General features: G+C 51.8%; 25 protein-coding genes. 14 read left to right on the top strand and 11 right to left on the bottom strand.

What is annotated here, in order from left to right:
- Window positions 1–231: 231 nt before the first annotated feature.
- Window positions 232–882 carry a hypothetical protein gene (locus tag ACN9MQ_RS12200; RefSeq protein WP_112047593.1) on the bottom strand — a complete coding sequence of 217 codons (651 nt, stop codon included), beginning with the start codon at window positions 880–882 and terminating at the stop codon, window positions 232–234.
- Between the two features lie 160 nt (window positions 883–1,042).
- Complete coding sequence (locus tag ACN9MQ_RS12195) at window positions 1,043–2,566, bottom strand: tyrosine-type recombinase/integrase (RefSeq protein WP_349665012.1); 1,524 nt, start codon at window positions 2,564–2,566, stop codon at window positions 1,043–1,045.
- A 253-nt stretch (window positions 2,567–2,819) separates the two neighbouring features.
- Here ACN9MQ_RS12195 and rluB point away from each other — a divergent pair, with 253 nt between their 5' ends.
- Window positions 2,820–3,695: a 23S rRNA pseudouridine(2605) synthase RluB gene (gene rluB / locus ACN9MQ_RS12190; protein WP_008502809.1), complete on the top strand. Its 876-nt coding sequence runs from the start codon at window positions 2,820–2,822 to the stop codon at window positions 3,693–3,695.
- A 35-nt stretch (window positions 3,696–3,730) separates the two neighbouring features.
- Here rluB and cobO read toward each other — a convergent pair whose 3' ends face one another.
- Together cobO and ACN9MQ_RS12180 are read right to left on the bottom strand one after the other, a co-directional pair.
- A complete protein-coding gene (gene cobO, locus ACN9MQ_RS12185; RefSeq protein WP_020882435.1) occupies window positions 3,731–4,321 on the bottom strand; it encodes a cob(I)yrinic acid a,c-diamide adenosyltransferase in 591 nt (196 codons plus the stop codon).
- Complete coding sequence (locus tag ACN9MQ_RS12180) at window positions 4,318–5,079, bottom strand: YciK family oxidoreductase (protein ID WP_020882436.1); 762 nt, start codon at window positions 5,077–5,079, stop codon at window positions 4,318–4,320. Before ACN9MQ_RS12180 ends, cobO begins: the two co-directional genes overlap by 4 nt.
- 250 nt (window positions 5,080–5,329) lie before the next feature.
- On the opposite strand from ACN9MQ_RS12180, the gene sohB reads away from it, so the two are divergent.
- Window positions 5,330–6,376 (top strand): protease SohB, encoded by a 1,047-nt coding sequence (gene sohB / locus ACN9MQ_RS12175; RefSeq protein ID WP_020882437.1) that lies wholly within the window; start codon window positions 5,330–5,332, stop codon window positions 6,374–6,376.
- A 34-nt stretch (window positions 6,377–6,410) separates the two neighbouring features.
- On the opposite strand, the gene ACN9MQ_RS12170 is transcribed toward sohB, so the two are convergent.
- Window positions 6,411–6,662 carry a YciN family protein gene (locus ACN9MQ_RS12170; RefSeq protein WP_020882438.1) on the bottom strand — a complete coding sequence of 84 codons (252 nt, stop codon included), beginning with the start codon at window positions 6,660–6,662 and terminating at the stop codon, window positions 6,411–6,413.
- A gap of 399 nt (window positions 6,663–7,061) precedes the next feature.
- Between ACN9MQ_RS12170 and topA the strand changes: the two genes are divergently transcribed.
- The 6 genes from topA to acnA all read left to right on the top strand — a co-directional run bounded on the left by topA (window position 7,062) and on the right by acnA (window position 14,551).
- Window positions 7,062–9,659: a type I DNA topoisomerase gene (gene topA / locus ACN9MQ_RS12165; RefSeq protein WP_020882439.1), complete on the top strand. Its 2,598-nt coding sequence runs from the start codon at window positions 7,062–7,064 to the stop codon at window positions 9,657–9,659.
- Window positions 9,660–9,846: 187 nt separating this feature from the next.
- Complete coding sequence (gene cysB / locus ACN9MQ_RS12160; protein WP_006175683.1) at window positions 9,847–10,821, top strand: HTH-type transcriptional regulator CysB; 975 nt, start codon at window positions 9,847–9,849, stop codon at window positions 10,819–10,821.
- 338 nt (window positions 10,822–11,159) lie between these two features.
- The gene (locus ACN9MQ_RS12155) at window positions 11,160–11,300 is read left to right on the top strand and encodes a YmiA family putative membrane protein (protein ID WP_214579162.1); all 141 of its coding nucleotides are present in this window, start codon (window positions 11,160–11,162) and stop codon (window positions 11,298–11,300) included.
- Window positions 11,301–11,302: 2 nt separating this feature from the next.
- Window positions 11,303–11,473, top strand: coding sequence for a hypothetical protein (locus ACN9MQ_RS12150; protein WP_032669764.1), 171 nt, complete (start codon window positions 11,303–11,305; stop codon window positions 11,471–11,473).
- A 140-nt stretch (window positions 11,474–11,613) separates the two neighbouring features.
- Complete coding sequence (gene ymiC / locus ACN9MQ_RS12145) at window positions 11,614–11,712, top strand: small membrane protein YmiC (RefSeq protein ID WP_426021116.1); 99 nt, start codon at window positions 11,614–11,616, stop codon at window positions 11,710–11,712.
- Window positions 11,713–11,875: 163 nt separating this feature from the next.
- Window positions 11,876–14,551, top strand: coding sequence for an aconitate hydratase AcnA (gene acnA, locus ACN9MQ_RS12140; protein ID WP_047955698.1), 2,676 nt, complete (start codon window positions 11,876–11,878; stop codon window positions 14,549–14,551).
- Between the two features lie 44 nt (window positions 14,552–14,595).
- Here acnA and ribA read toward each other — a convergent pair whose 3' ends face one another.
- A complete protein-coding gene (gene ribA, locus ACN9MQ_RS12135) occupies window positions 14,596–15,186 on the bottom strand; it encodes a GTP cyclohydrolase II (RefSeq protein WP_003856813.1) in 591 nt (196 codons plus the stop codon).
- A 197-nt stretch (window positions 15,187–15,383) separates the two neighbouring features.
- Between ribA and pgpB the strand changes: the two genes are divergently transcribed.
- The 5 genes from pgpB (at window position 15,384) to yciH (ending at window position 19,033) form a co-directional block, all read left to right on the top strand.
- Entirely contained in the window at window positions 15,384–16,151 is a 768-nt protein-coding gene (gene pgpB, locus ACN9MQ_RS12130; RefSeq protein ID WP_020882442.1) for a phosphatidylglycerophosphatase B, read from the top strand.
- 148 nt (window positions 16,152–16,299) lie between these two features.
- Window positions 16,300–16,608 carry a LapA family protein gene (locus tag ACN9MQ_RS12125; protein ID WP_013096374.1) on the top strand — a complete coding sequence of 103 codons (309 nt, stop codon included), beginning with the start codon at window positions 16,300–16,302 and terminating at the stop codon, window positions 16,606–16,608.
- A 6-nt stretch (window positions 16,609–16,614) separates the two neighbouring features.
- Complete coding sequence (lapB, locus tag ACN9MQ_RS12120; RefSeq protein ID WP_014170367.1) at window positions 16,615–17,784, top strand: lipopolysaccharide assembly protein LapB; 1,170 nt, start codon at window positions 16,615–16,617, stop codon at window positions 17,782–17,784.
- A 185-nt stretch (window positions 17,785–17,969) separates the two neighbouring features.
- Window positions 17,970–18,707: an orotidine-5'-phosphate decarboxylase gene (pyrF, locus tag ACN9MQ_RS12115; protein ID WP_410388106.1), complete on the top strand. Its 738-nt coding sequence runs from the start codon at window positions 17,970–17,972 to the stop codon at window positions 18,705–18,707.
- Window positions 18,707–19,033 carry a stress response translation initiation inhibitor YciH gene (yciH, locus tag ACN9MQ_RS12110; RefSeq protein WP_014170365.1) on the top strand — a complete coding sequence of 109 codons (327 nt, stop codon included), beginning with the start codon at window positions 18,707–18,709 and terminating at the stop codon, window positions 19,031–19,033. The genes pyrF and yciH overlap by 1 nt, the downstream gene beginning before the upstream one ends.
- 103 nt (window positions 19,034–19,136) lie before the next feature.
- Here yciH and osmB read toward each other — a convergent pair whose 3' ends face one another.
- The 3 genes from osmB to ACN9MQ_RS12095 form a co-directional block, all read right to left on the bottom strand.
- The gene (osmB, locus tag ACN9MQ_RS12105; RefSeq protein WP_008501216.1) at window positions 19,137–19,355 is read right to left on the bottom strand and encodes an osmotically-inducible lipoprotein OsmB; all 219 of its coding nucleotides are present in this window, start codon (window positions 19,353–19,355) and stop codon (window positions 19,137–19,139) included.
- A 263-nt stretch (window positions 19,356–19,618) separates the two neighbouring features.
- A complete protein-coding gene (locus tag ACN9MQ_RS12100; protein ID WP_032680886.1) occupies window positions 19,619–20,371 on the bottom strand; it encodes a DNA-binding transcriptional regulator YciT in 753 nt (250 codons plus the stop codon).
- A gap of 43 nt (window positions 20,372–20,414) precedes the next feature.
- Window positions 20,415–20,597, bottom strand: a complete 183-nt coding sequence (locus tag ACN9MQ_RS12095; protein ID WP_025204000.1) for a hypothetical protein — start codon at window positions 20,595–20,597, stop codon at window positions 20,415–20,417.
- A 192-nt stretch (window positions 20,598–20,789) separates the two neighbouring features.
- On the opposite strand from ACN9MQ_RS12095, the gene ACN9MQ_RS12090 reads away from it, so the two are divergent.
- Window positions 20,790–21,656: a crotonase/enoyl-CoA hydratase family protein gene (locus ACN9MQ_RS12090; protein ID WP_426021025.1), complete on the top strand. Its 867-nt coding sequence runs from the start codon at window positions 20,790–20,792 to the stop codon at window positions 21,654–21,656.
- On the opposite strand, the gene pdeR is transcribed toward ACN9MQ_RS12090, so the two are convergent.
- Both pdeR and ACN9MQ_RS12080 read right to left on the bottom strand, forming a co-directional pair.
- The gene (gene pdeR / locus ACN9MQ_RS12085; protein WP_025204002.1) at window positions 21,653–23,644 is read right to left on the bottom strand and encodes a cyclic di-GMP phosphodiesterase; all 1,992 of its coding nucleotides are present in this window, start codon (window positions 23,642–23,644) and stop codon (window positions 21,653–21,655) included. The genes ACN9MQ_RS12090 and pdeR overlap by 4 nt on opposite strands.
- A 324-nt stretch (window positions 23,645–23,968) precedes the next feature.
- Window positions 23,969–25,903, bottom strand: a complete 1,935-nt coding sequence (locus tag ACN9MQ_RS12080) for an exoribonuclease II (RefSeq protein ID WP_020882446.1) — start codon at window positions 25,901–25,903, stop codon at window positions 23,969–23,971.
- Window positions 25,904–25,920: the final 17 nt, after the last annotated feature.

Genomic DNA, 25,920 nt, shown 5'->3' with positions numbered 1-25,920 from the left:
GCTTGCGGCTTTTGGCTCGGTGCCTATGTTCGGCGATGTACGCACCCACTAGACTGATGGCAGCTTATCACTCATTCTCAAGTCTAGTCCGTCGTGCTCTCGTAGAAACTATATTGAAGCCCATACATATCTCGAACCTATATATTCTGGATTCATCCCTTTATCTGTGGGTAATTTTGTGTGAAGCAGTCAGGAACTGTTTTTATTACCGATAGCGTCAATTAGACTTGCCTATATTAGTTTATTAGTACGAAGGGTGTTATAAAGGGATAGATATTCATTCGCCAAAAGCTCAATTGCATATTCAATATCTAATATGGGGAAATTGCACTGTTTCCCAAAGACAGATTCAAATATTGTTCCTAAACTACGTCCATGGGTATCAAAGCTTGTAATTCGATAGAGTGGGTAAAGGTATTTTAAAGTACCACCGCTATGGTTTTTTACATACCCAAGCATGGTATTTACATCGGGAAGTTTTTTGAGATTTTTCCATGTAGGGTCCGCTGGTTCTAGATTATTTCCATGTTGGGTCATGAAATTAGACCATACAGGCGCGTTAAGGTCATTCATTAATTTTCGATAGTTATCTTTAAATGTGTTTTTCTGTTCTTCATATCGTGCTGACATAAGTGAAAAATCATCAAAAATGTAGAGTATTGTAAAGTATGGCTCTAGCAGAGAGCGTGATAAAACATGTGTTAAGTATCTTCCGTCAACAGTAGAACTAGTATTAAGGCAGATATCACTAGTTAACAAAGTTCCCGCGATTGAGTAGAAACGAAGTACTTCCTGAAGGAAGAAGCCTGTTGCATCTGGATTTTGCTTTAACCCCTTGATATTGTTGAGTTCTTTCCCTAGTAAGTCGAAGTGTTGTGGCATGAGATTCCTTGTTTATTCAGATGTATGCGATGCGGATGTTGTACCATGTAACTTAGACAGCACGGTTGTATAAGAAATACCTTTTTAACTATATGCTACCATGTATCAATTGAATAAAAATACTCGTGTAATTAATATGTTGTAACTCATGTGAATCCATTCATGACTTGATTGTATAATCAATCACCGGAAGTAGATCTTTCAAGGGTGGTGTATGAGTATACCTTGAGGTGATACCTAGCGATTGTGTTCTGCTGTGACCAACAACAAACTGGATCAGTGCTGCGTTTCCAACGGATGCAATAGCATTGCTTATAAATGTGTGTCTCAGTGAGTGGACCCGGCGCTTGAGTCCGAACTCGTTGTAATCGGGGATGTCTAGTCCATTCATCATATCCACCCAATCTGTGGTTACGGTGGTGTAGTTGGGAAGTTTGCCAAATACACGGTCGGAATCCTTGAGGTTTTTTACACAAGCCAAAAGCCCCGCCTCAATAGTCTTATGTATTGGAACCTGGCGACGGGCGTGTTCGGTTTTCCCACCTTCAATAAAGATATACCCGCGCCCGGTCTCCTCATCTTTCCGTATGTGGTGCTTACGGATATCCGCTATTTCACCACGTCGAGCACCTGTATAAATCAAGGTCAGGAAGTACCATTTCCGATAATCACTGCTTGGTAGTGCAAAGAGATGCTCTTTGATTCGACTCAGTTCATTGGCTGTATAGTTCCCACCCCGGTTGGATTTAACCTCGTAACTAATCCCATCAGTAGGGGATTTGGTAAGAACATCTTTCTGATCGACTAGATACGTTTTGAACAATGAACGCCATAGCTTTAAATGTTTGTGGACATGCTCACTGGCGATCAGGTCATCCTCAGGGACATCGTAATCAATGCACTCGGCAAGACTCATTTTGGAGTAGGGTAGTTTAGTTCGAGTAGGCAGATTCTCTGCCACCTTGAGAGAATCCCTTAAATCCTGTTTCTTAACGCTATCAACAGGGACATCACCCACAACATGATAGAGGACATCAAAGAAACGCTGATTTTCATTTGCTGTTTGCTTGCGCCACTTTTGACCCTTATCCTTTATATAGTCGTTCCACGCTTCCAACAATCTTGGGCTGTGTGCTGGTTCAGTCTCGGCAGTTGTCGCTGTATTTTGCTCCATTGGTACTGGGGTAACTGCCGGGATTGCATTTTGTAAAGCTGACCCCATCGAATTAATGATCTGCTGGTATCGTGTCAAATCACCTGAATAGAATGCTTCATAAGCCTGTGACATAAGGGCCTGATTCATATCTATCTGGCTGGCGATATGGTGAACCTGATCAAGGTCGGATTCATTAACTGTTAACATCTGCTTTCTGAGTGCAGCGGTCATCATCCTGGCGGAAATATCGTTACCATTATACATATGCCCCATATAGGAGTTGGCGTAGCCTTGCGCCTTGTTTGCGGTGTCTAGGGGCGATAAAGATTCACCTGTAATCTGTTTATGGTACCTGCCTAATTCTGGTAACCTTTTAGCCTCTTCAAGGCCACCTTTAAGCCAATTCAAAAGATATTCATCAAAGTCCTGCTTGGTGGCGGTGCGGTAACCCTGCATTTTGTGTTTGAACTCTTCGAGGCTCATCGTTCCATTCTGTACAAGGGGTATGAAAGGGCGGATCTGATTCATGATCACTTCCGCTTGCTTTCGGCTATCAGTACCGAGACTTAAGCGCACAAAACTTGTTGAATCATTTAGTCTAAAGTTAGTGTAGTATGTGCGCCCACGAATCATTGTGTGTGACAGCTTGTGTGACATATTGTTTGCCATGCTGTGTACCATGAAATAGTTACATATCAGTGAGTTAAGTTGTTATTGATGCTAACTCGTTGTTTTTGAAAGTATACCAGACGCCTGTGAAGGCGACACCTGAGGAAGCTCAATGAGCGAGAAGTTACAGAAAGTGCTGGCGCGTGCCGGCCACGGTTCACGCCGTGAAATCGAAGCCATTATTGAAGCGGGTCGCGTGAGTGTGGACGGTAAAATCGCCACGCTGGGTGACCGCGTAGAAATCGTACCGGGATTGAAGATCCGCATCGACGGTCATCTTATCTCCGTGAAAGAGTCCGCTGAGCAGATTTGCCGCGTGCTTGCGTATTACAAGCCAGAAGGCGAGCTGTGCACGCGCAACGACCCTGAAGGTCGCCCGACGGTGTTTGACCGTCTGCCTAAACTGCGTGGCGCTCGCTGGATTGCCGTGGGGCGTCTGGACGTGAATACCTGCGGCCTGCTGCTGTTTACCACTGATGGTGAACTGGCAAACCGTCTGATGCACCCTAGCCGTGAAGTGGAACGCGAATACGCCGTGCGTGTCTTCGGCCAGGTTGATGAGAATAAACTGCGCGATCTGTCACGCGGCGTTCAGCTGGAAGACGGTCCTGCGGCATTTAAAACCATCAAATTCACCGGTGGCGAAGGCATTAACCAGTGGTACAACGTTACCCTGACTGAAGGCCGTAACCGCGAAGTGCGTCGTCTTTGGGAAGCGGTAGGTGTTCAGGTGAGCCGTCTGATCCGTGTCCGTTATGGCGACATCCTGCTGCCAAAAGGTCTGCCACGGGGTGGTTATACCGAGCTGGATCTGACACAGACTAACTACCTGCGTGAACTGGTTGGCCTGACGCCAGAAACCACCTCTAAAGTGGCGGTGGAAAAAGATCGTCGTCGTATGAAGGCGAATCAGATCCGTCGTGCGGTGAAACGCCATAGCCAGGTGAGCAGCAACCGCCGCTCTGGCAGCCGTAACAACAACGGTTAACATAAAAGCCCGGTGAAGATCACCGGGCTTTTTTCTTAGTAATCAATACCGATTTGCGCTTTGATTCCCGCGTCAAACGCATGTTTGACCGGACGCAGTTCGCTGACGGTATCAGCAAGCTCCAGTATTTCCCGATGACAGCCACGCCCCGTGACGATAACCGTCTGGTGCGCCGGGCGTTGTTGTAACGCCTCCAGTACCGCATCCAGCGGGAGATAGTCGTAGGCCACCATATAGGTTATCTCATCCAGCAGAACCATATTCAGGGCGGGGTCTGCCAGCATTCTTTTGGCGTGCTCCCAGACTGCAAGACAAGCTGCAGTATCGGTTTCACGGTTCTGCGTATCCCATGTAAAACCTGTCGCCATCACCTGAAATTCAACGCCATGCGGTTCAAGCAGATTACGTTCGCCGTTCGGCCATTCGCCTTTGATGAACTGAATGACGCCCACTTTCTGCCCGTGACCGACAGCACGCGTGGCGGTGCCAAATGCCGCGGTAGTTTTACCTTTGCCGTTACCGGTAAAGACGATAATTATCCCGCGCTCGTCCTGTGCGGCCGCAACGCGCGCATCGACCTGTTCCTTCAGACGCTGCTGGCGTTGTTGATGACGTTCTTCACTCATTGCGAAATCCCTGGTTTACGGCCCGGCTGGGCATCGAAGGTCATCCCCGTTTTACGACGGCTGTCGTCGCCCATCAGCCAGAGATAGAGCGGCATAATGTCTGCGGGTGTTTTCAGTTTCTGCGGGTCTTCCGACGGGAAGGCGCTGGCGCGCATTTTGGTGCGCGTTCCACCCGGGTTAATGCAATTTACGCGCAGATGGCGGCTTTGATACTCTTCCGCCAGCACCTGCATCATCCCTTCAGTCGCGAATTTTGAGACGGCATATGCTCCCCAGTTGGCTCGACCTTCGCGGCCTACGCTTGAGGAGGTAAAGACCAGCGAGCCGGACTCGGATTTAAGTAATAAAGGAAGCAAAGCCTGCGTCAGGAAAAACGTGCCGTTGACGTTGACCTGCATCACCTGCTGCCAGATATCGGGATCCTGTTCGTCCATAGGACGGACTTCTCCCAGCAAACCCGCATTGTGCAGGACACCGTCCAGCCGCGGATAGTGGGCGCTAATACGGTGAGCAAGCTCCTGGCACACCGCTGGCGTGCAGGTGAGTAAATCGAGGGTATACCACGGGGCCGGAATGCCGCCTGCCGCCTCTATTTCCTGCGCGACGCTTTTCAGTTTCTCTTCGTTACGACCAATAAGAATAACGCTCGCGCCATAGTCAGCGTAGGTCAGGGCCGCCTCGCGACCAATTCCGTCGCTGGCACCGGTGACCAGAATGATGCGATTTTGCAGCAGATTTTTTTGCGGTTGATAATGCACGGGGACTCCTCTGGCGCGCAGTGACGCAATGACGCCTTCTTTATGACTTTTCGGCTTTATGCCCGAATTAGCATGAGAATTCAATCAGTCTACAGGAGGCATTACTGTAAAATTAACAATTTGCAAATATTTAAACCCCCATGAGGGGATTCCTGAAGCAGGCTCGCAGAGGTAATGTCACGAGCGAGACGCATGGGCAGGGCTGTTGTACACTGCCGTGAAAGAATCGTGGTTAAACAAGGTGGAACGCGTGGAATTACTTTCTCAGTATGGGTTGTTTTTGGCCAAAATCGCAACGGTGGTGATTGCCATTGCGGTGATTGCCGTTCTGATTGTAAACCTGACGCAGCGTAAGCGTCAGCGTGGGGAGTTACGCATTACCCGCCTGAGTGAGCAGTATAAAGAGATGCAGGAAGATATGTCTCTGTCGCTGCTCGATAGCCATCAACAGAAGCAGTGGCTTAAAGCGCAGAAGAAAAAGCATAAACAGGAAGCCAAAGCGGCAAAAGCGAAAGCCAAGCTCAATGCACCGCAGGATGAGGCAAAGCCACGCGTCTATGTGCTCGACTTTAAAGGCAGCATGGATGCGCATGAAGTTTCTTCTCTGCGCGAAGAGGTCACTGCCGTTCTTGCCGTGGCAAAACCGCAGGATCAGGTGGTGGTGCGTCTTGAAAGCCCGGGCGGTGTGGTACACGGTTATGGACTGGCTGCGTCACAGCTGCAGCGCCTGCGTGAAAAACAGATCCCGCTGACCGTTGCGGTGGATAAAGTCGCGGCGAGCGGTGGCTACATGATGGCCTGCGTCGCGGATAAAATTGTGGCGGCACCGTTTTCTATTATTGGTTCAATCGGTGTGGTTGCGCAAATCCCTAACTTTAACCGCTTCCTCAAAAACAAAGAGATCGACATTGAACTGCACACGGCCGGGCAGTACAAACGCACTCTGACGCTGCTGGGGGAAAACACGGAAGAGGGGCGTCAGAAATTCCGTGAAGATCTCAATGAAACGCACCACCTCTTTAAAGACTTTGTGCACCGCATGCGCCCATCGCTCGATATTGAGCAGGTCGCGACGGGGGAGCACTGGTACGGTATCCAGGCCCAGGAGAAAGGACTGGTAGATGAAGTGGGCACTAGCGATGACCTGCTGTTGAACCTGATGGATGGCCGTGAGCTGGTGGGCGTGCGCTTTACGCAGCGCAAGCGTCTGCTCGATCGCTTTACCAACAGTGCGGCAGAAAGTGCCGATCGGCTGTTGCTCCGCTGGCTACAGCGCGGACAAAAACCGTTGCTGTAAACAAAAACGCGAGGCTCAGGCCTCGCGTTTTGCATTAATCAACCAGGTGATATTTCTCTGAAAGCGTATGCGCCAGGTATTTAAACATGTTAAACACGGCGGTGCTTTTCGGGGTAGGTAGCCCCTGTTCGTCAAGGAAGTATTCGCCGCTGAAAACCAGCACGCCATTACGCTGTTCTACGCCGGTGGCTTCAATGCCCGCCAGAGTATCTTCATGATCACGGATAAGCTTGTTTGCTTCGATAAGCAGAGAGACTCGGTCAATTGGTTGGGTCGTATTGTGCATAATCCACTCCTTAAACAGTGACAATAGTCTACGCCGAGGGCGCTTTGGGGGCAAATTTTCCCTGTAATCTGAGGGGATAAGGCGCAGGAGCCTGGCTGGCGTGATTTGCTTTTGCATGCTAATAAAGTTGCGTAACGGATTTTATCAGGTAGAGTGTGCGCTTTCGTCATTCTGGCAACAGAATTGCTTGACATTCGACCGGTAATTCGTCACGAATCATATGAGGCGTGAGAAAAATACCCGAAAACTCAATCACCTGGGCGTCTTTTCTCTGACGTTCGGTAAGACAAAGGGGTTGATATCCCCTGACGCAGTCGCAATATCAATGACGCGTCGTCAGTGGAAGGGAAATCAACGTGCGGCGTATTCCTGGAAGAATTAAATTAGGTAAAGGTGAATATGGGTAAAGCTCTCGTCATCGTTGAGTCCCCGGCAAAAGCCAAAACGATCAATAAGTATCTGGGTAATGACTACGTGGTTAAGTCCAGCGTGGGTCATATCCGCGATTTGCCGACCAGTGGCTCAGCCAGCAAAAAGAGCGCAGACTCTACCTCCACCAAAGGGGCTAAAAAGCCTAAAAAGGATGAACGTAGCGCGCTTGTCAACCGCATGGGTGTTAACCCATGGCACAACTGGGATGCACAATACGAAGTGCTGCCCGGGAAAGAAAAAGTTGTTAATGAGCTGAAACAGCTTGCTGAAAAAGCAGACCACATCTATCTCGCAACCGACCTTGACCGCGAAGGGGAAGCCATTGCGTGGCACCTGCGGGAAGTGATCGGTGGTGATGACAAACGCTACAGCCGTGTAGTGTTTAACGAAATTACGAAGAATGCGATTCGTCAGGCGTTTGAAAAGCCGGGCGAACTGAACATTGACCGTGTAAACGCGCAGCAGGCACGTCGCTTTATGGACCGTGTTGTAGGCTACATGGTGTCTCCACTGCTGTGGAAAAAGATTGCCCGTGGTCTGTCCGCAGGCCGTGTGCAATCCGTTGCCGTGCGTCTTGTCGTTGAACGTGAACGCGAAATTAAAGCGTTTGTGCCAGAAGAGTTCTGGGAAGTCGACGCGAATGTCACCACGCCGGGCGGGGATGCTCTGCCGCTGCAGGTGAGCCATCAGAACGACAAGCCTTTCCGTCCTGAAAACCGTGACCAGACCATGGCCGCAGTGGCGCTGCTGGAAAAAGCACGCTATCAGGTTCTGGAGCGTGAAGACAAACCGACCAGCAGTAAGCCTGGCGCACCGTTTATTACCTCTACGCTGCAACAGGCCGCAAGCACGCGTCTGGGTTATGGCGTGAAGAAAACCATGATGATGGCCCAGCGTTTGTATGAAGCGGGTTACATCACCTACATGCGTACTGACTCGACTAACCTGAGTCAGGATGCGGTTAACATGGTGCGCGGCTATATCGGTGACAATTTCGGTAAGAAATACCTGCCGGAAAGCGCTAACCAGTACGCCAGCAAAGAGAACTCACAGGAAGCGCACGAAGCCATTCGTCCTTCTGACGTCTCTGTGTTAGCGGAATCGCTGAAGGATATGGAAGCCGACGCCCAGAAGCTGTACCAGCTTATCTGGCGCCAGTTCGTCGCGTGTCAAATGACACCCGCGCAGTACGATTCCACTACGCTTACCGTTGGTGCGGGTGATTTCCGTCTGAAAGCGCGTGGCCGTATCCTGCGTTTCGACGGCTGGACGAAAGTCATGCCTGCACTGCGTAAAGGCGACGAAGACCGAACGCTGCCGGCGGTGAACAAAGGGGATGAACTCTCTCTGGTTGACCTCGTGCCAGCTCAGCACTTTACTAAGCCGCCTGCGCGCTTTAGCGAAGCATCGCTGGTAAAAGAGCTGGAAAAACGCGGTATTGGTCGTCCGTCAACCTATGCGTCAATCATTTCGACCATTCAGGATCGTGGTTATGTGCGTGTTGAAAACCGCCGTTTCTACGCTGAAAAAATGGGTGAGATCGTAACCGACCGTCTGGAAGCCAACTTCCGCGAGTTGATGAACTACGACTTTACCGCACAGATGGAAGACAGCCTTGACCAGGTTGCCAGTCATCAGGCGGAATGGAAGAAAGTGCTCGACAGCTTCTTCAGCGACTTTACCAACCAGCTTGAAAAAGCGGAGAAAGATCCTGAAGAGGGCGGCATGCTGCCTAACCAGATGGTACTGACCAGCATCGATTGCCCAACCTGTGGCCGTAAGATGGGGATCCGTACTGCGACAACAGGCGTCTTCCTCGGTTGCTCTGGCTATGCGTTATCGCCGAAAGAGCGCTGCAAAACCACCATCAACCTGGTACCTGAGAACGAAGTTCTTAACGTGCTGGAAGGTGACGATGCAGAAACCAATGCCCTGCGTGCCAAACGTCGTTGTAAGAAATGTGGCACGGCGATGGACAGCTACCTGATCGATCCGAAACGTAAATTGCACGTCTGCGGGAATAACCCAACGTGTGATGGTTATGAGATCGAAGAGGGTGAGTTCCGCATCAAAGGCTATGACGGCCCTATCGTTGAGTGCGAGAAGTGTGGCTCGGAAATGCACCTGAAAATGGGGCGTTTCGGGAAATACATGGCGTGCACCAACGACGAGTGTAAGAACACCCGTAAGATTCTGCGTAACGGTGAAGTCGCGCCGCCGAAGGAAGATCCGGTTCCGCTGCCAGAATTGCCGTGTGAGAAGTCTGACGCCTATTTCGTGCTGCGTGACGGTGCTGCCGGGGTCTTCCTCGCGGCCAACACCTTCCCGAAATCGCGTGAAACCCGCGCGCCGCTGGTGGAAGAGCTGCATCGCTTCCGCGACCGTCTGCCTGAGAAACTGCGTTATCTGGCCGATGCGCCACAGCAGGATCCTGAAGGCAATAAAACGGTGGTACGTTTTAGCCGTAAAACAAAACAGCAGTACGTTGCGGCTGAGAAAGAGGGGAAAGCGACCGGCTGGTCCGCCTTCTTTGTCGACGGAAAATGGGTTGAAGGCAAGAAATAATCTTCCCGTACAGTAACTTACCTGTAAAAGGGCCGGACTTCCGGCCCTTTTTTATTACCTTGTTATTATTTTTTGTTCCGTACTATACAGTCAGGCTATAAATGATATAGTGGTTATAGTTAACCCTTTTCTTATTATCAAATCGTCTTAAGCGATTGACCGCGTGCGCTAAATCGGATGGTCTGGCATGAAATTACAGCAGCTTCGTTATATCGTTGAGGTGGTGAATCACAACCTCAACGTCTCTTCTACCGCTGAGGGGTTATATACCTCGCAACCGGGCATCAGCAAACAGGTTCGTATGCTGGAGGACGAATTAGGTATCCAGATTTTCGCTCGCAGCGGTAAGCACCTCACGCAGGTGACACCCGCCGGGCAGGAAATCATTCGTATTGCCCGGGAAGTCCTCTCCAAAGTTGACGCTATTAAGTCCGTGGCGGGTGAACATACCTGGCCGGATAAAGGCTCGCTTTATATTGCCACAACGCATACTCAGGCGCGTTATGCGCTGCCAGGCGTTATTAAGGGCTTTATAGAACGTTATCCGCGCGTCTCTTTGCATATGCATCAGGGCTCGCCCACGCAAATCGCTGAAGCGGTTTCAAAGGGCAACGCGGACTTTGCCATCGCGACAGAAGCGCTTCACCTGTATGACGATCTGGTTATGCTACCGTGCTACCACTGGAACCGTTCTATTGTAGTGACCCCGGATCATCCGCTAGCGGGGAAAGGGTCGGTGACTATTGAAGAGCTGGCGCAATATCCTTTAGTGACATACACCTTCGGCTTCACCGGACGCTCTGAGCTTGATACGGCCTTTAACCGGGCGGGATTAACGCCGCGCATTGTCTTTACCGCCACGGATGCTGATGTCATTAAAACCTATGTGCGGCTTGGCCTGGGCGTTGGGGTGATTGCCAGCATGGCCGTCGACCCGGTTTCAGACCCGGATTTGGTTCGTCTTGATGCGCACGATATTTTCAGCCACAGTACGACCAAAATTGGTTTCCGTCGCAGCACCTTCCTGCGCAGCTATATGTATGATTTTATTCAACGCTTTGCCCCGCATTTAACGCGTGACGTGGTCGATACGGCTGTTGCATTACGCTCAAATGAAGATATTGAAGAGATGTTTAAAGACATCAAACTTCCGGCAAAATAATCACTCCCGGTATCTTTCCCTCACGGAAAGATACCGAATTAACTCCTCAAAGCTAAATCATAATTATCATCATCTACATTTTCCCTGCCATATAATGTCATTACCCATTTAATCTGTATGGTTTTAATGTCGTGAATTGGCGACAAAAGTAGAAAGTAATTTACGGCTACGCAAATATTTCTTTTCAATTATTTATTTCTGGTCAAAAGATTGAATATTTCCCACCCATTGATGCGTAAATTCACTGGCTTTTCGGCTAAAGTTTCTTTAGGATTTATCTCAACAGATGATTAATTGTACCAATTGTTTGGTCCTAAATGATAAGCGATATCGATTGTATGAGGTTAGCAATGCCTTCAGGAAGTGAAGAACCGCAAAGGGATCCTGCGCTCAAGCGTAAAGCCTGGCTGGCGGTCTTTCTCGTCTCCGCCCTGTTTTGGGTAGTGGTTGCTCTCCTTGCCTGGAAATATTGGGGTTGAATATGGCAGTGACGGTACGTACAGAAACGGTAAAACAGATGTGTCAGCATCGTGACAGTGGTCACAAAGGACGCAAAGCACCTGCGACCGTTGTCCCCGCGTCCTGGAAACTGACGCCACAGCAGCAAGCCTTTATTGATGTGTTCGCAGAAGACGAACCCAAAAAACAATAATTTAGTTAATTGCGTAATGATGCAAATAGTCTGAATAAAGACTCTGCACCTTTGTACTCTTTAATAAATACACATCAGCAATATAGAACTGAGGGCAAACCTCGGAGCCTTTTTAAAAATAATGCCTGGTGTACCCTATGATGATTAACATGATGTCTCACAAATACTGGTCATGGCTCGGCGTTTTTTCTGTGTCGATCCTGTTCTGGTCTCAGCTCATCTGGCTGGCCTTCCTGTAAATCCAAAACCTCGCTGCGGCGGGGTTTTTTGTTTTTGCACTTCACTGGACCATTCCTAAATTTATCAATTCGGGTTGTTATCAAAACGTTACGACATCTTTGTGTTATCTTTAATTACAGCCCTGATGATTGTCAGGACATCTCTGTAATTAAGGAGGAGCTTATGTCGTTAACCCTACGCGAAGCCAGTAAGGACACATTACAGGCAGAAAACAAAACCTGGCATTACTATAGCCTGCCACTGGCTGCCAGAACGCTTGGGGATATTTCGCGTTTACCCAAGTCCTTGAAAGTCTTGCTGGAAAACCTCTTACGCTGGCAGGATGGCGATTCCGTCACCCTCGAGGATATCCAGGCGCTGGCGGGGTGGCTGAAGAGTGCCCATGCCGACAGAGAAATAGCCTATCGCCCTGCGAGGGTCCTGATGCAGGACTTTACCGGTGTTCCTGCCGTGGTTGATTTAGCCGCCATGCGCGAAGCCGTTAAGCGCCTCGGTGGCGATACGGCAAAAGTGAATCCGCTTTCTCCCGTTGACCTCGTGATTGACCACTCCGTGACCGTTGACCACTTTGGTGATGATGACGCTTTTGGCGAAAACGTACGTCTGGAGATGGAACGTAACCACGAGCGCTATGTCTTCCTGAAATGGGGGCAACAGGCGTTCAGCCGCTTTAGCGTGGTTCCGCCTGGAACCGGTATTTGCCATCAGGTTAACCTCGAATATCTGGGCAAAGCCGTCTGGAGTGAATTGCAGGATAAAGAGTGGGTGGCTTATCCGGATACGCTGGTCGGGACGGATTCACATACCACCATGATTAACGGCCTCGGTGTGCTGGGGTGGGGCGTCGGGGGTATTGAAGCGGAAGCGGCTATGCTTGGTCAGCCGGTGTCGATGCTCATTCCTGATGTGGTGGGCTTCAAGCTCACCGGTAAGCTGTCGGAAGGCATTACCGCGACCGACCTGGTGTTGACCGTTACCCAGATGCTGCGTAAGCATGGGGTGGTGGGTAAATTTGTTGAATTCTACGGTGACGGACTGGATTCGCTGCCGCTGGCCGATCGCGCCACGATCGCCAATATGGCGCCGGAATATGGCGCGACCTGTGGCTTCTTCCCCATCGATGACGTCACGCTGGAATATATGCGCCTGAGTGGTCGCAGTGAAGAGCAGGTCGCGCTGGTCGAGGCCTACACTAAAGCGCAGGGGATGTGGCGAAACCCGGGCGATGAGCCGGTATTTACCAGCACGCTTGAGCTGGATATGGGAAGCGTCGAGGCGAGCCTTGCCGGGCCAAAACGCCCGCAGGATCGGGTCGCGTTACCGGACGTGCCGAAAGCTTTTGCCGCCAGCAATGAACTGGAAGTCAATGTCGCGAAAAAAGATCACCGTCCAATAGACTATGTCCTGAACGGACATCAGTATCAACTTCCGGATGGCGCGGTGGTTATTGCCGCTATCACCTCCTGCACCAACACCTCGAACCCAAGCGTTTTGATGGCCGCGGGACTGTTGGCCAAAAAAGCCGTTGAGCTTGGCCTGAAACCGCAGCCGTGGGTTAAGGCTTCGCTGGCCCCGGGCTCTAAAGTGGTTTCAGATTACCTGGCGCAGGCAAAACTCACCCCGTACCTTGACGAGCTGGGCTTTAACCTCGTGGGTTACGGATGTACTACCTGTATCGGTAACTCCGGTCCGCTGCCTGAGCCGATTGAAACGGCGATCAAGCAGGGCGATCTTACCGTGGGTGCGGTTCTTTCCGGTAACCGCAACTTTGAAGGGCGTATTCATCCGCTGGTGAAAACCAACTGGCTGGCCTCGCCGCCGCTGGTTGTGGCTTACGCGCTGGCGGGAAACATGAACATCAATCTCACGACAGACCCGATTGGTCACGATCGCAAGAACGAGCCTGTTTACCTGAAAGATATCTGGCCGTCTTCACGCGATATCGCGCGAGCCGTTGAAAAGGTCTCAACCGAAATGTTCCGCAAAGAGTATGCGGAAGTGTTTGAGGGCACGCCGGAATGGAAAGCAATTAACGTCGTGGGCTCGGATACTTATGGCTGGCAGGATGATTCGACCTATATTCGTCTGTCACCGTTCTTCGATGACATGCTGGCTGAACCTGCTCCGCTTAAGGATATCCACGGGGCGCGTATTCTGGCGATGCTGGGCGACTCCGTTACCACGGACCACATCTCGCCGGCGGGCAGTATCAAAGCCGACAGTCCGGCAGGCCGCTATCTGCAAAGCCGTGGGGTGGAACGCCGGGACTTCAACTCCTACGGATCGCGTCGTGGTAACCACGAAGTGATGATGCGCGGGACGTTTGCCAACATCCGCATCCGCAACGAAATGGTTCCGGGTGTGGAAGGGGGCATGACGCGTCATTTACCTGGCACGGAAGTGGTTTCGATTTATGATGCCGCCGTCAAATACCAGCAGGAAGGCACGCCGCTGGCGGTGATTGCCGGTAAAGAGTACGGCTCCGGCTCCAGTCGAGACTGGGCAGCGAAAGGTCCGCGCCTGCTTGGGGTTCGCGTGGTGATTGCCGAATCTTTCGAGCGTATTCACCGTTCGAATCTTATCGGGATGGGGATCCTGCCGTTAGAGTTCCCGCAGGGCGTCACCCGTAAAACGCTGGGACTGACCGGGGAAGAGCAGATTGATATTAGTGGTCTGCAAAACCTGCAGCCGGGTAAAACGGTTCCGGTGACGTTAACGCGAGCAGACGGTAAAACGGAAGTGCTTGAATGCCGGTGTCGCATTGATACGGCAACCGAGCTGACCTACTACCAGAACGATGGCATATTACATTACGTGATTCGTAAAATGCTGGATTGACGCAGTCAGCCCGGCTCGCGATGGCGATGCCGGGCATCTCGCGATCACTCGCTCAGGAGGTGACCCATTTTGGCGGCTTTGGTATCAAGATAGTGGGCATTTTTCGGGTTACGGCCGACAATCAGCGGAACACGTTCGACGATATTAATCCCCGCTTCGGTCAGGATTTCCACCTTTTTCGGGTTATTGGTCAGCAGACGGACCTCATCTACCCCAAGAAGCTTGAACATATCGGCGCACAGGGTAAAGTCGCGCTCATCGGCAGCAAACCCGAGCTGGTGGTTCGCTTCAACCGTATCGTATCCCTGATCCTGCAGCGCGTAGGCGCGGATTTTATTCAGCAGGCCAATATTACGACCTTCCTGACGGTGATAAAGCAGCACCCCACGACCTTCTTCAGCGATGTGAGAAAGGGCGGCTTCAAGCTGGAAACCGCAATCACAGCGCAGGCTGAACAAGGCATCGCCAGTCAGACACTCCGAATGTACGCGAGAGAGTACCGGCGTCTGTCCTGAAATGTCACCGAACACCAGCGCGACATGATCCTGTCCGGTTGCCAGTTCTTCAAATCCCACCATCAGGAAATCGCCCCATGGGGTTGGCAGTTTGGCTTCTGCCACACGTTTAAGCTGCATGTGATTCTCCAGAGTAGGCTGACACGTTTCGTGCCTTTCGCCTGTTTGGCTTTCTGTATCTGTTCATTTTGCCACAAGCTCAGCACGTTCGCCTAATGGGCGCCATGCTATATGGACGTTAAACGCACGATCCGACATATCCACCCAACAGATGAATTTCAGTTATGATTGTGGTGCTTAGCGAAAAAGGAGAAGACATGCTTTCAATCGCCAGACGTACGGCAGCAGGTGCGGCCATTCTACTTATTATGCCGCTGGCCGTATGGGTCTCAGGCTGGATGTGGCAGCCGGGGCAGAACGCCACATGGCTGAAAACATTATACTGGATAACGGAGACGGTCACCCAGCCATGGGGAATTATCACGCACGTGATCCTTTGCGCCTGGTTTCTGTGGTGTTTGCGCTTTCGTCTGCGTGCGGCGCTGATGCTCTTTGCGATACTGGGTGGGGCGATCCTCATCGGTCAGGGCGTGAAGTCCTGGGTTAAAGATCATGTCCAGGAGCCGCGTCCTTTTGTCGTCTGGCTGGAAAAAGCGCACCATGTTCCGGTGGATGAGTTCTACAATTTAAAACGTAAAGATCGTGGTGCGCTGGTCAAAGAACAGCTTGCGGAACAGCAGGATATCCCGAAGTTCTTACGTAAACACTGGCAAAAAGAGACCGGGTTTGCTTTTCCTTCCGGCCATACCATGTTTGCCGCCAGCTGGGCGTTACTGGGAGTAGGGCTGCTTTGGCCACGGCGACGTACGGTCACGATCGCGATTTTACTGGTCTGGGCCACAGGGGTGATGGGCAGTCGTTTGCTGCTGGGGATGCACTGGCCGCGGGATTTGGTGGTGGCTACGCTGATCTCATGGCTGCTTGTGACGCTGGCAACATGGCTTGCTGAACGCATCTGCGGTCCGTTAACGCCACCGCCTGTCGAGGAAGAAGAGATCGCCGAAAGGGACCAAAGCGACGCCTGACGGTTGATATTCCGTGTTTTGCCCATAAATCCATGACTGGCGCGTCACTTTTTCCGTTTCGCGCCCGTCACTAAAATGGTAGTTTATAAGGCTGATTGCGGTGAGTTGAACACACTTTATTCGCTTGAACCACATAACGGGAAGTAATGTGAAATATTTACTCATTTTCTTACTGGTATTGGCGATTTTTGTCATTTCAGTCACATTGGGTGCACAAAACGATCAACAGGTGACGTTTAACTATCTGCTGGCGCAGGGCGAGTATCGTGTATCGAGCCTTCTGGCGGTTTTATTCGCCGCGGGCTTTGCGATTGGCTGGCTGGTATGCGGTCTTTTCTGGTTGAAAGTTCGTGTTTCACTTGCGCGCGCTGAACGTAAAATTAAACGACTCGAACATCAAATTGCGCCTGCGTCCGACATTCCGGAAAGCTCTGGTGTACCGGTCGTCAAGGAATAATCGACTATGCTGGAGTTGTTGTTTCTGCTTTTGCCTGTAGCCGCAGCCTATGGCTGGTATATGGGCCGCAGAAGTGCGCAACAAACAAAACAGGATGAGGCTAACCGACTCTCCCGCGACTACGTTGCTGGGGTGAACTTCCTCCTGAGCAATCAACAGGACAAAGCAGTAGACCTGTTCCTCGATATGCTCAAAGAGGATACGGGCACCGTTGAAGCGCATCTCACCCTGGGAAACCTGTTCCGCTCGCGCGGCGAGGTTGACCGCGCCATTCGTATTCACCAGACCCTTATGGAAAGCGCCTCGTTGACCTACGATCAACGCCTGCTGGCGGTACAACAGCTGGGCCGTGATTACATGGCGGCGGGGCTGTACGACCGTGCAGAAGACATGTTCTCGCAGCTGGTGGATGAAACGGATTTCCGCGTCAGTGCCTTGCAGCAGCTGCTGCAGATTTATCAGGCCACCAGTGACTGGCAGAAAGCCATTGATACGGCCGAGCGTCTGGTGAAGCTGGGCAAAGATAAGCAGCGAGTTGAGATAGCCCACTTCTACTGTGAACTGGCCCTTCAGCAAATGGGCAACGACGACATGGACAAAGCCATGGCGTTGCTTAAAAAGGGTGCCGCCGCTGACCGTAACAGCGCACGTATCTCCATTATGATGGGGCGGGTATTTATGGCAAATGGCGACTATGCCAAAGCTGTAGAGAGCCTGTTGCGAGTTATTGACCAGGATAAAGAGCTGGTCAGTGAAACACTCGACATGCTGCAAACCTGCTACCAACAACTGGATAAGCAGGATGAATGGGTAGCGTTCCTGCGTCGTTGCGTGGAAGAGAACACCGGTGCGACTGCCGAACTGATGCTCTCGGACGTGGTTGAGCAGTATGAGGGCAGTGATACCGCGCAGGTCTATATTACGCGTCAGCTGCAGCGTCATCCGACCATGCGGGTATTCCATAAGCTGATGGACTACCACCTCAACGATGCAGAGGAAGGGCGCGCCAAAGAGAGCCTGATGGTACTGCGCGACATGGTAGGCGAGCAGGTACGAAGCAAACCGCGCTATCGTTGCCAGAAGTGTGGGTTTACGGCGTATACACTGTACTGGCACTGTCCTTCATGCCGGGCATGGTCCACCATCAAGCCAATCCGTGGCCTTGATGGGCAGTAATTTTTAAAAACGCTCTATTTTAGTTACAACATACTGATGGGTTTTCAGAACCCATCGAGTCCGTGCGGTTTGCCGGCCAGCCAGGAGAGTAAATCGATCCTGTCAATTTGCAGCGCTGGCAGGTAGAATGCTCGCCGTTTATCTGTTCCGCGCCGCTGCGCGCCCATAGACGAAAAGGGCTGGTCATGACGTCTGTTACTTCCTCCGCTTCCCGCGTAATTACTGATTCTCCTGTTGTTGTTGCGCTTGATTACAATAAACGTGACGCGGCACTGGCCTTTGTCGACGGTATAGACCCTCGCGACTGCCGTCTGAAAGTTGGCAAAGAGATGTTCACGCTGTTTGGACCGCAAATCGTACGCGACCTGCAACAGCGCGGTTTTGACGTTTTCCTCGACCTTAAATTCCACGATATCCCGAATACTACCGCGCACGCCGTTGCTGCTGCTGCAGAACTGGGGGTATGGATGGTCAATGTGCATGCATCGGGTGGGGCAAGAATGATGACCGCGGCCCGTGAAGCGCTCCTGCCGTTCGGCAGCGACGCACCGTTGCTGATTGCGGTTACCGTGCTGACCAGTATGGATGAGAGTGATTTACACGATCTCGGCGTGACGTTGTCACCTGCTGAGCATGCAGAGCGTCTCGCGCGCCTGACGCAAAATTGCGGGCTTGATGGTGTCGTTTGTTCCGCGCAGGAAGCCGTGCGTTTCAAATCAGAACTGGGCCAGGCTTTCAAACTTGTTACCCCAGGTATCCGCCCGGCCGGCAGCGAGGCAGGCGATCAGCGTCGCATTATGACGCCTGAACAGGCGCTGGCGGCAGGGGTAGACTATATGGTCATTGGGCGTCCTGTGACGCAGTCTGCTAACCCGTCAGAGACGCTCAAGGCGATCAACGCATCACTGAAAAAGGGGGGGTAATGACTGATTCCAACAGTCGTCTGGTCTACTCAACAGAAAGTGGGCGTATAGACGAACCAAAAGCGAAAGCCGAGCGCCCGAAGGGGGACGGTATTGTTCGTATCCAGCGTCAAACCAGTGGACGCAAAGGTAAGGGCGTATGCCTTATCTCCGGCATTGATCTTGACGACGCGGAACTGGTTAAGCTGGCCGCCGATCTGAAAAAGAAATGTGGCTGCGGTGGTGCCGTGAAAGACGGCATTATCGAAATCCAGGGCGATAAACGTGATTTAATTAAATCCCTGCTCGAAGCCAAAGGCATGAAAGTGAAACTGGCGGGCGGCTAAAATAGATGAGCCACGGCATTTGCCGTGGCTCTTTTTTTTACGTGCGTAAGTCAGACCTGAAATGCGTTCTAATATCGCAGTACGGTGGAGGCTTATTTAATAATTATTTGCCGACCTGGTGACCGATAATACCACCGACAGCAGCGCCACCTAATGTACCCAGCGTACTACCATCTGTTAATACCGCACCGCCCAGAGCACCAGCACCGGCACCAATTGCGGTGTTGCGGTCACGTTTAGACCAGTTAGAGCAAGCGCTCAGGGACATTGCTACAGTGATTGCCAGAACAGCGGCGGCTAATTTTTTGCTGGTTAAGGTCATAATACTTTCTCCTGAATTATCGATTCACGGAAAGAGCTACGCTTTAAGTATAGACGAATTGAATACTTAAAAACTGTTTTCCGTGAAAGCTGGTCGCGCAGGCGTTACGTAATCACGCAGGTGATAGTCACTTCCTGTTATATCGCTAACATTAATTTTACGACTTTAAGGCGGGTTAAACAGGTAAAAACTCTTAAAGGAGGGTTAGGAATCATCTCAGACAGTAGGGACATAGGCGCCCGACATTCGGGCGCTTAAAGGACTCAGGGCGACTTTTTAATAATATTGACGATAAGACCGTCATCTTCCAGTTTAATACGATGCTCATCGCTCAAACGTTCGTCGGTAATTACACGGCTAAAGCGAGAGACTGGCCCCATGGTATAAGGGTGAACGGCGCCAAATTTTGAGCTATCAGTCAGCACAATGGCCTCACACTCTTTTTCCAGCACCGCATTCACCACATCAGAACGCATCATATCGCGGCCGGTGAAGCCCGTTTCTGGCTGCCAGCCATCAATACCAATAAAGGCCTTACTGAAATGGACCTGCTGAACATACTGGCGGGTCAGGGGACCAACCATGCTTTCGCTTTTTTTCTGGTAAATGCCGCCCAGCAGGATCACCTCGCAGCGGGTCTCTTTGAGCAGGTGCGCGATATAGCTACTGACCGTGATGATAGTAACGTCTTTCTGTTCGGCAAGCGTGCGCGCCAGTAAGGCATTGCTACTGCCGTTTTCGATAAACACCGTCTCACCATTGTTGACTAAAGACGCGGCAAACTCCGCCAGTTCACGCTTCAGGGCGTAGTTGTTCATCATGCGCGTCTCAACATCCTCGCTATCGAGCGGGACCGCATACCCATGCGCACGACGCAGGTAGCTCTGTTTCTCCAGCAGGTTAAGATCCTGGCGGATGGTGACTTCTGAAACGCCGGTGGTTTTAGCGAGATCGACTACGCTGACGCGTCCCTGGTCAATGACCATCTGCAAAATGATTTGTTGTCGGGAATTCATAGCATCCAATTAATAAAGCGAAACAGGTTCGAAAACAGCAGGATCAAACTTCCCACGGCGCTTTTGGCTGTCCGTTCTCGGGCGCGTTTTCAGCACCCTTCTGAGCAAGAAGTTCAGACTTCAGGATCTCCAGATTACGGATCGCCGAGTGATAATCGCCTGCCACCAGGATATCCAGCACGGTATCAATACGTTGTGCTACAGCTTGTGCATCAATAGTAGACATAATCTCACCCCAGGTGCGAAAAGGTAATATTTTCAATGATGCAGAAAATGGGATCAAAAGAGAAGGGAAAAAATGCAATAACTAAATCACATAAATGAAAGTGATAAATTTATTCCCCCACATGCTGCGGGCTTAATGAGTGGATTAGTCTAAAACTGCGCGCAAGGCGCTTTTTCTGTGAGGAATTAGACTATGACAGTTATCAACCAGCCTACCTGCACCCTGTTTACCGATACTGAACGTTTCACACAGTTGTCAGCCTACTACGAGGAAGAGCGGCACACCATCTGGATGATGCTACGGGCGCAACCTCGTCCTTGTTTTAATCATGCGTTAATTGAGGAGATCATGAACCTCTCCTGGCTGGTTCGCCAGTCCGGGTATCTGGTCGATTTTTGGGTAACCGGGTCACTGGTTCCTGAAATGTATAATGCGGGAGGCGATTTACAGTTCTTCGTAGAGTGCATTCAAAATGGACGGCGTGAAGCGTTACGCGCGTATGCACGTGCCTGCGTCGACTGTGTGCACGCAGCGTCGCGGGGGTTTGATACGGGCGCGGTCTCTCTGGCAATGGTTGAAGGCAGCGCGCTAGGCGGTGGGTTTGAGGCTGCGCTGGCACACCATTTTGTTCTCTCTCAGCGCGATGCCCGTCTGGGCTTCCCGGAAATTGCCTTCAACTTGTTCCCGGGCATGGGGGCATATTCGCTGGTCGCACGTCGGGCAGGCATGAAACTGGCGGAAGAACTCATCTACAAGGGGGAGTCGCATACGGCAGAATGGTACGAACAACATGGATTGGTCGATGTGCTGTTTGAGCCCGGGCAGAGCTACGTCTGCGTCAGAACCTTCATCGACACGCTGCGGCCGAAGCTGAACGGGGTAAGGGCGATGTTGCGCGCCCGAACCCGGGTACTGCAACTGCCGCGCAGTGAACTGATGGATATCACGGAAGACTGGGTTGATGCGGCGTTCTGCCTCGAGCCAAAAGATATCGCCTATATGGAGCGTCTGGTGATGCTGCAAAACCGCCATCATGGGGCGTTACGCAAAGCCAGTTAACGTTGTTTTCGCGACTGATATCGCTTTAGCCATCGCTCGAATGCGGCAGCGGGCATCGGCTTAGCGAAGAGAAAGCCCTGCCGTTCGTTGACGCCGTTCTTGGTCAGAAAGGCGTCTTCTTTCGCGCTCTCGACCCCTTCAGCGATGACCTGCAGGTTTAAGGCCTGTGCCACCGCGACGATGGCCCGCACCAGAGACTGGGAGATCGATTGTTTATGTATATCCCTGACGAAGGATTGATCGAGTTTAATGGCGTCGATAGGGAACCGCGCCAGCTGCGACAGAGACGAGTAGCCGGTGCCGAAATCATCAAGATGAATTTGCGCGCCAAGTTTGCTGAACTGCTGGATCACAGAGAGCGCCAGCTCTTCGTTTTCGATAAGGCAGCTTTCCGTGAGTTCAACGTCGATAGGGCAGTATTCAAAATCCAGATCCTTCAGCGCCTGCTTTAAATCGCTGAAAATGGTCTGGTCGGCCAGCTGACGTGCGGAGACGTTGACCGCCACGCGCAGGTTAATCCCCTTATCGCGCCATTTAGCCACCTGGCGCACCACATCAAGCATCACCCAGCGGCCCAGCGGGACAATCAATCCCGACTCCTCGGCATAAGAGATAAACTCCAGCGGAGGGATTAAACCGCGTTCCGGCGACTGCCAGCGCACCAGCGCTTCAAGACTTCGGATTTCACCCCGCCAGGTAATTTTAGGCTGGTAATGAATCAGAAGCTGATCGTTATCCAGCGCTTTACGCAGGTTGGTATCCAGCCAGAGATATTCAAATACGCGCTGGTTCATCTCAGGTGAGAAGACGCAGAACTTGCCCCGGCCATTCTCTTTCGCCGTGTACATGGCGGTATCGGCATTACGGATGACGCTTTCCCTGTCGTTACCGTGCTGCGGGGCGAGGGCGATACCGAGCGAGCAACCGGTGTAAATTTCTATCAGGCCGATTCTGAACGGCTGGCGCAGACGGGTTAAGATCCGCGACGCCATGGCTTCCAGAGAGCCCTGAGAGGTATCTGTGGCCATGACAATAAACTCATCGCCGCCAAGTCGCGCCAGCACCTGACCGTCATCCAGACAGCTCAGAATGGCCAGAGCGACAGCCTGCAATAGCTGGTCGCCAAACATATGGCCGTAGGCATCGTTGACCTTTTTAAAGTTATCCAGGTCGAGATACACCACGCCTACCTGCGTTTCACCGCGGCTGGCGATGGCATCAGAAATCAGTTCGTGGATCGCATTACGGTTTGGTAAACCGGTAATGGTGTCGGTATTGGCCAGCACGCGCAGACGCTCCTGGGCGCGGCGCTCCTCGGTAATGTCGGTGCCGGAACAGATAAGGAAAATTTCATTTTTGCCGCTGCCGCTATGAACAAACTTGTTTCTGAACAAAAACAGCCGTTGCCCTTTACGCGTTTTGATCCAGCGTTCGACCTCGTAGGAGCTGCCGTTGCGAAAAAAACCGGTGATATTGCGCTTTGAAGCTGCCGCTTCGCTCCGGCTCATAAACAGCTTGAACACGTTCTGGCCAATAACTTCTTGTTCTTTCAGACCGGTATATTCTTCACTCAGCCGGTTAAAACGCTGAATATTGCCGTTATGATCGAGAATAACGATGACGGAGTTGGCTTCAGAGACAACCTGTTCAGCAAAAGAGAGGCCCTGAGCCAGGTCACGAGCCACGGAGGGCGTATCGTTCCACGCTGACGCGGTGCCGGCCCATTCATTTCGGGTTATTTTGCGCCCCACAAGATGAACCGGGACATCTTCGCCGTACAACGAGAGCGTCATGGAGATGCTGGAGGTAATGACGGTTAACTGGCGGATAAGTTCGGCTTGTTCATCATCCAGCGCCACCACCTCAGTCACATCGGCATTTTCGCTGGCGGCAAGGTGCAGAGCATTGCTGTCAGCTGTCATTCGCCACCAGGGGCTATGCGTACCCATGTAACGAAACAGCAAATTCTGCTCCAGATCGTCCATCATGTTTTCTCCCGCAGCTGCTCATTAGCGCACAAATTATTCATTTGCCGTCGACTTTTCCGTTGTGAAACAGCGGCAACCCCAAAATGAACGTCGTGTTTTTTCCCGGTTTTCTTATAAAAAACGCGTCTGGCGAAAAAGGCTATTTATTGTATAAAAATTCACGTAACCGAATATAACGGCACTCTTTTACTGTAGATAATTATGGCAATTTTGGGCGGGAAGGCGCTGAAAATAGTACGAAAAAATAATGATTTTGCGGCGGGGGTTCAAAAGAAAAATTGTCGGCGCTTCCCGAAGGGAAACGGCCGACAATTTAAGCGGTTATCAGGCGACCGGGCGCGCGATAACGCTGCGGGTTTCCATGCGAACTTCAGCGATGTTTACGTCAATCACGTCTGTGACTTTGTAAACTGTTTCACCTTTGATTTGCACAGTACCATTCTCCTGACTGCAGACCAGTTCGTCACGGACGGCATGCAGGAACGGGGCAGGGATAAAGGCGACGGCGCCGTTATCCACCAGGCGAACGCGCATACCGCCCCGGCTGATATCAATGATTTCTGCGGCGAAGCGAGTATCTGTACCCGCTTTATCCTGCAGGTAGCGTGCGTACAGCCAGTCTCCCACGTCACGTTCCGCCATACGGTTCAGGCGACGTCGTTCGGCCATCTGCAGGGTGGTGTCATTTTGCGGACGCGCAATGGACTCACCCTTAATGATCGCCTTCAGCAGACGGTGGTTGACCATGTCACCATACTTACGAATAGGTGACGTCCAGGTCGCGTAGGCTTCCAGGCCGAGGCCAAAGTGTGGACCCGGCTCGGTGCTGATTTCAGCAAAGGACTGGAAACGACGGATACGGCTGTCGAGGAAACCGGATGGCTGTGCATCCAGCTCGCGGCGCAGCTTACAGAAGCCCTGCAGCGTCAGCACTTCTTCAGGGTCAACGTGCACATCGTGGTTCTTCAGCAGGGCCGCCAGCGCTTCGGTATTGGCCGGATCAAAACCGGTGTGGACGTTGTAAATACCAAAGCCCAGCTTGTCACGCAGGACGCGAGCGGCACAAATGTTGGCAGAAATCATCGCTTCTTCAACAATGCGGTTCGCAATGCGACGCGGTTCGGCCACGATATTCAGCACTTCACCTTTCTCACCCAGCACAAAGCGATAGTCCGGACGATCCTTAAAGACCAGCGCATGGGTTTTACGCCACTCGCCGCGGTTCAGACAAATGCGGTGCAGCAGGCGGATCTGTGCGGCAATCGCGTCTGATTCCGGTTTCCAGGTGCCGGTATTCTCAAGCCAGTCGGAAACATTGTCATACGCCAGCTTGGCTTTCGATTCGATGGTTGCGGCAAAAAATTCAATATCGTCTTCGATCGCGCCATCGGCGGCGATGGTCATGCGGCAGGCAAGGACCGGACGCACTTCATTTGGACGCAGTGAGCAGAGGTCATCAGACAGTTCGCGCGGCAACATGGGGATGTTGAAGCCCGGCAGGTAGTTAGTGAACGATCGGACTTTTGCCATATCGTCCAGCTTGCTGCCTTCAACGATCCATGCGGTGGGATCGGCAATGGCGACGGTCAAATGCAATTTGCCATCAGCGCTCTCTTCCGCATACAGCGCATCATCCATATCTTCTGTGCTGGCGCTATCGATAGTGACAAACTCCAGGGCAGTGAGGTCGCGACGCGTCAGGCCTTCGTCCTGCATTTCAGTCGCTACGCCGTCTGGCGCTTCTTTCTCAAGATTATGGCGTGCAAGCGTCACCCACCATGGCACGAAATGGTCGTCGCCAAAGGTGATGAACTGGGTCAGTTCAGCATAAAAGCCACGATCGCCTTTCAGAGGATGACGGCGCATTTCTGCTACGGCCCAGTCACCTTCTTTGAAATCATGCTCAACACCACGGGCGGCGCGGCAAGGAATAGCATCTTTCAGCAGGGGATGATCCGGCACGATAGAAAGACGATCGTCTTTTCGCTGGACCTTGCCCACGAAGCGGGTCAGGAACGGTTCGATCAGTTCTTCCGGCTCGGCGGACTCACGTTCCTTTTCGGTATGAATGACGGCCGTAATGCGGTCGCCATGCATCACTTTCTTCATCTGCGGTGGCGGAATGAAGTAGCTTTTCTGCGCATCAACTTCAAGGAAGCCAAAGCCCTTTTCCGTGGCTTTTACGACCCCTTCTGCACGCGGCGTCTGGGAATGCAGTTGCTGTTTAAGCTGCGCTAGCAGCGGGTTGTCCTGAAACATAATGTTCTATTTTCGTA

The organism is Enterobacter sp. R-25 (assembly GCF_049913205.1).
In the GTDB taxonomy this organism is placed as follows: domain Bacteria; phylum Pseudomonadota; class Gammaproteobacteria; order Enterobacterales; family Enterobacteriaceae; genus Enterobacter; species Enterobacter ludwigii.
Note: the sequence above shows the minus strand (reverse complement) of the source record. Positions and strands in the feature narration are given on the sequence as shown.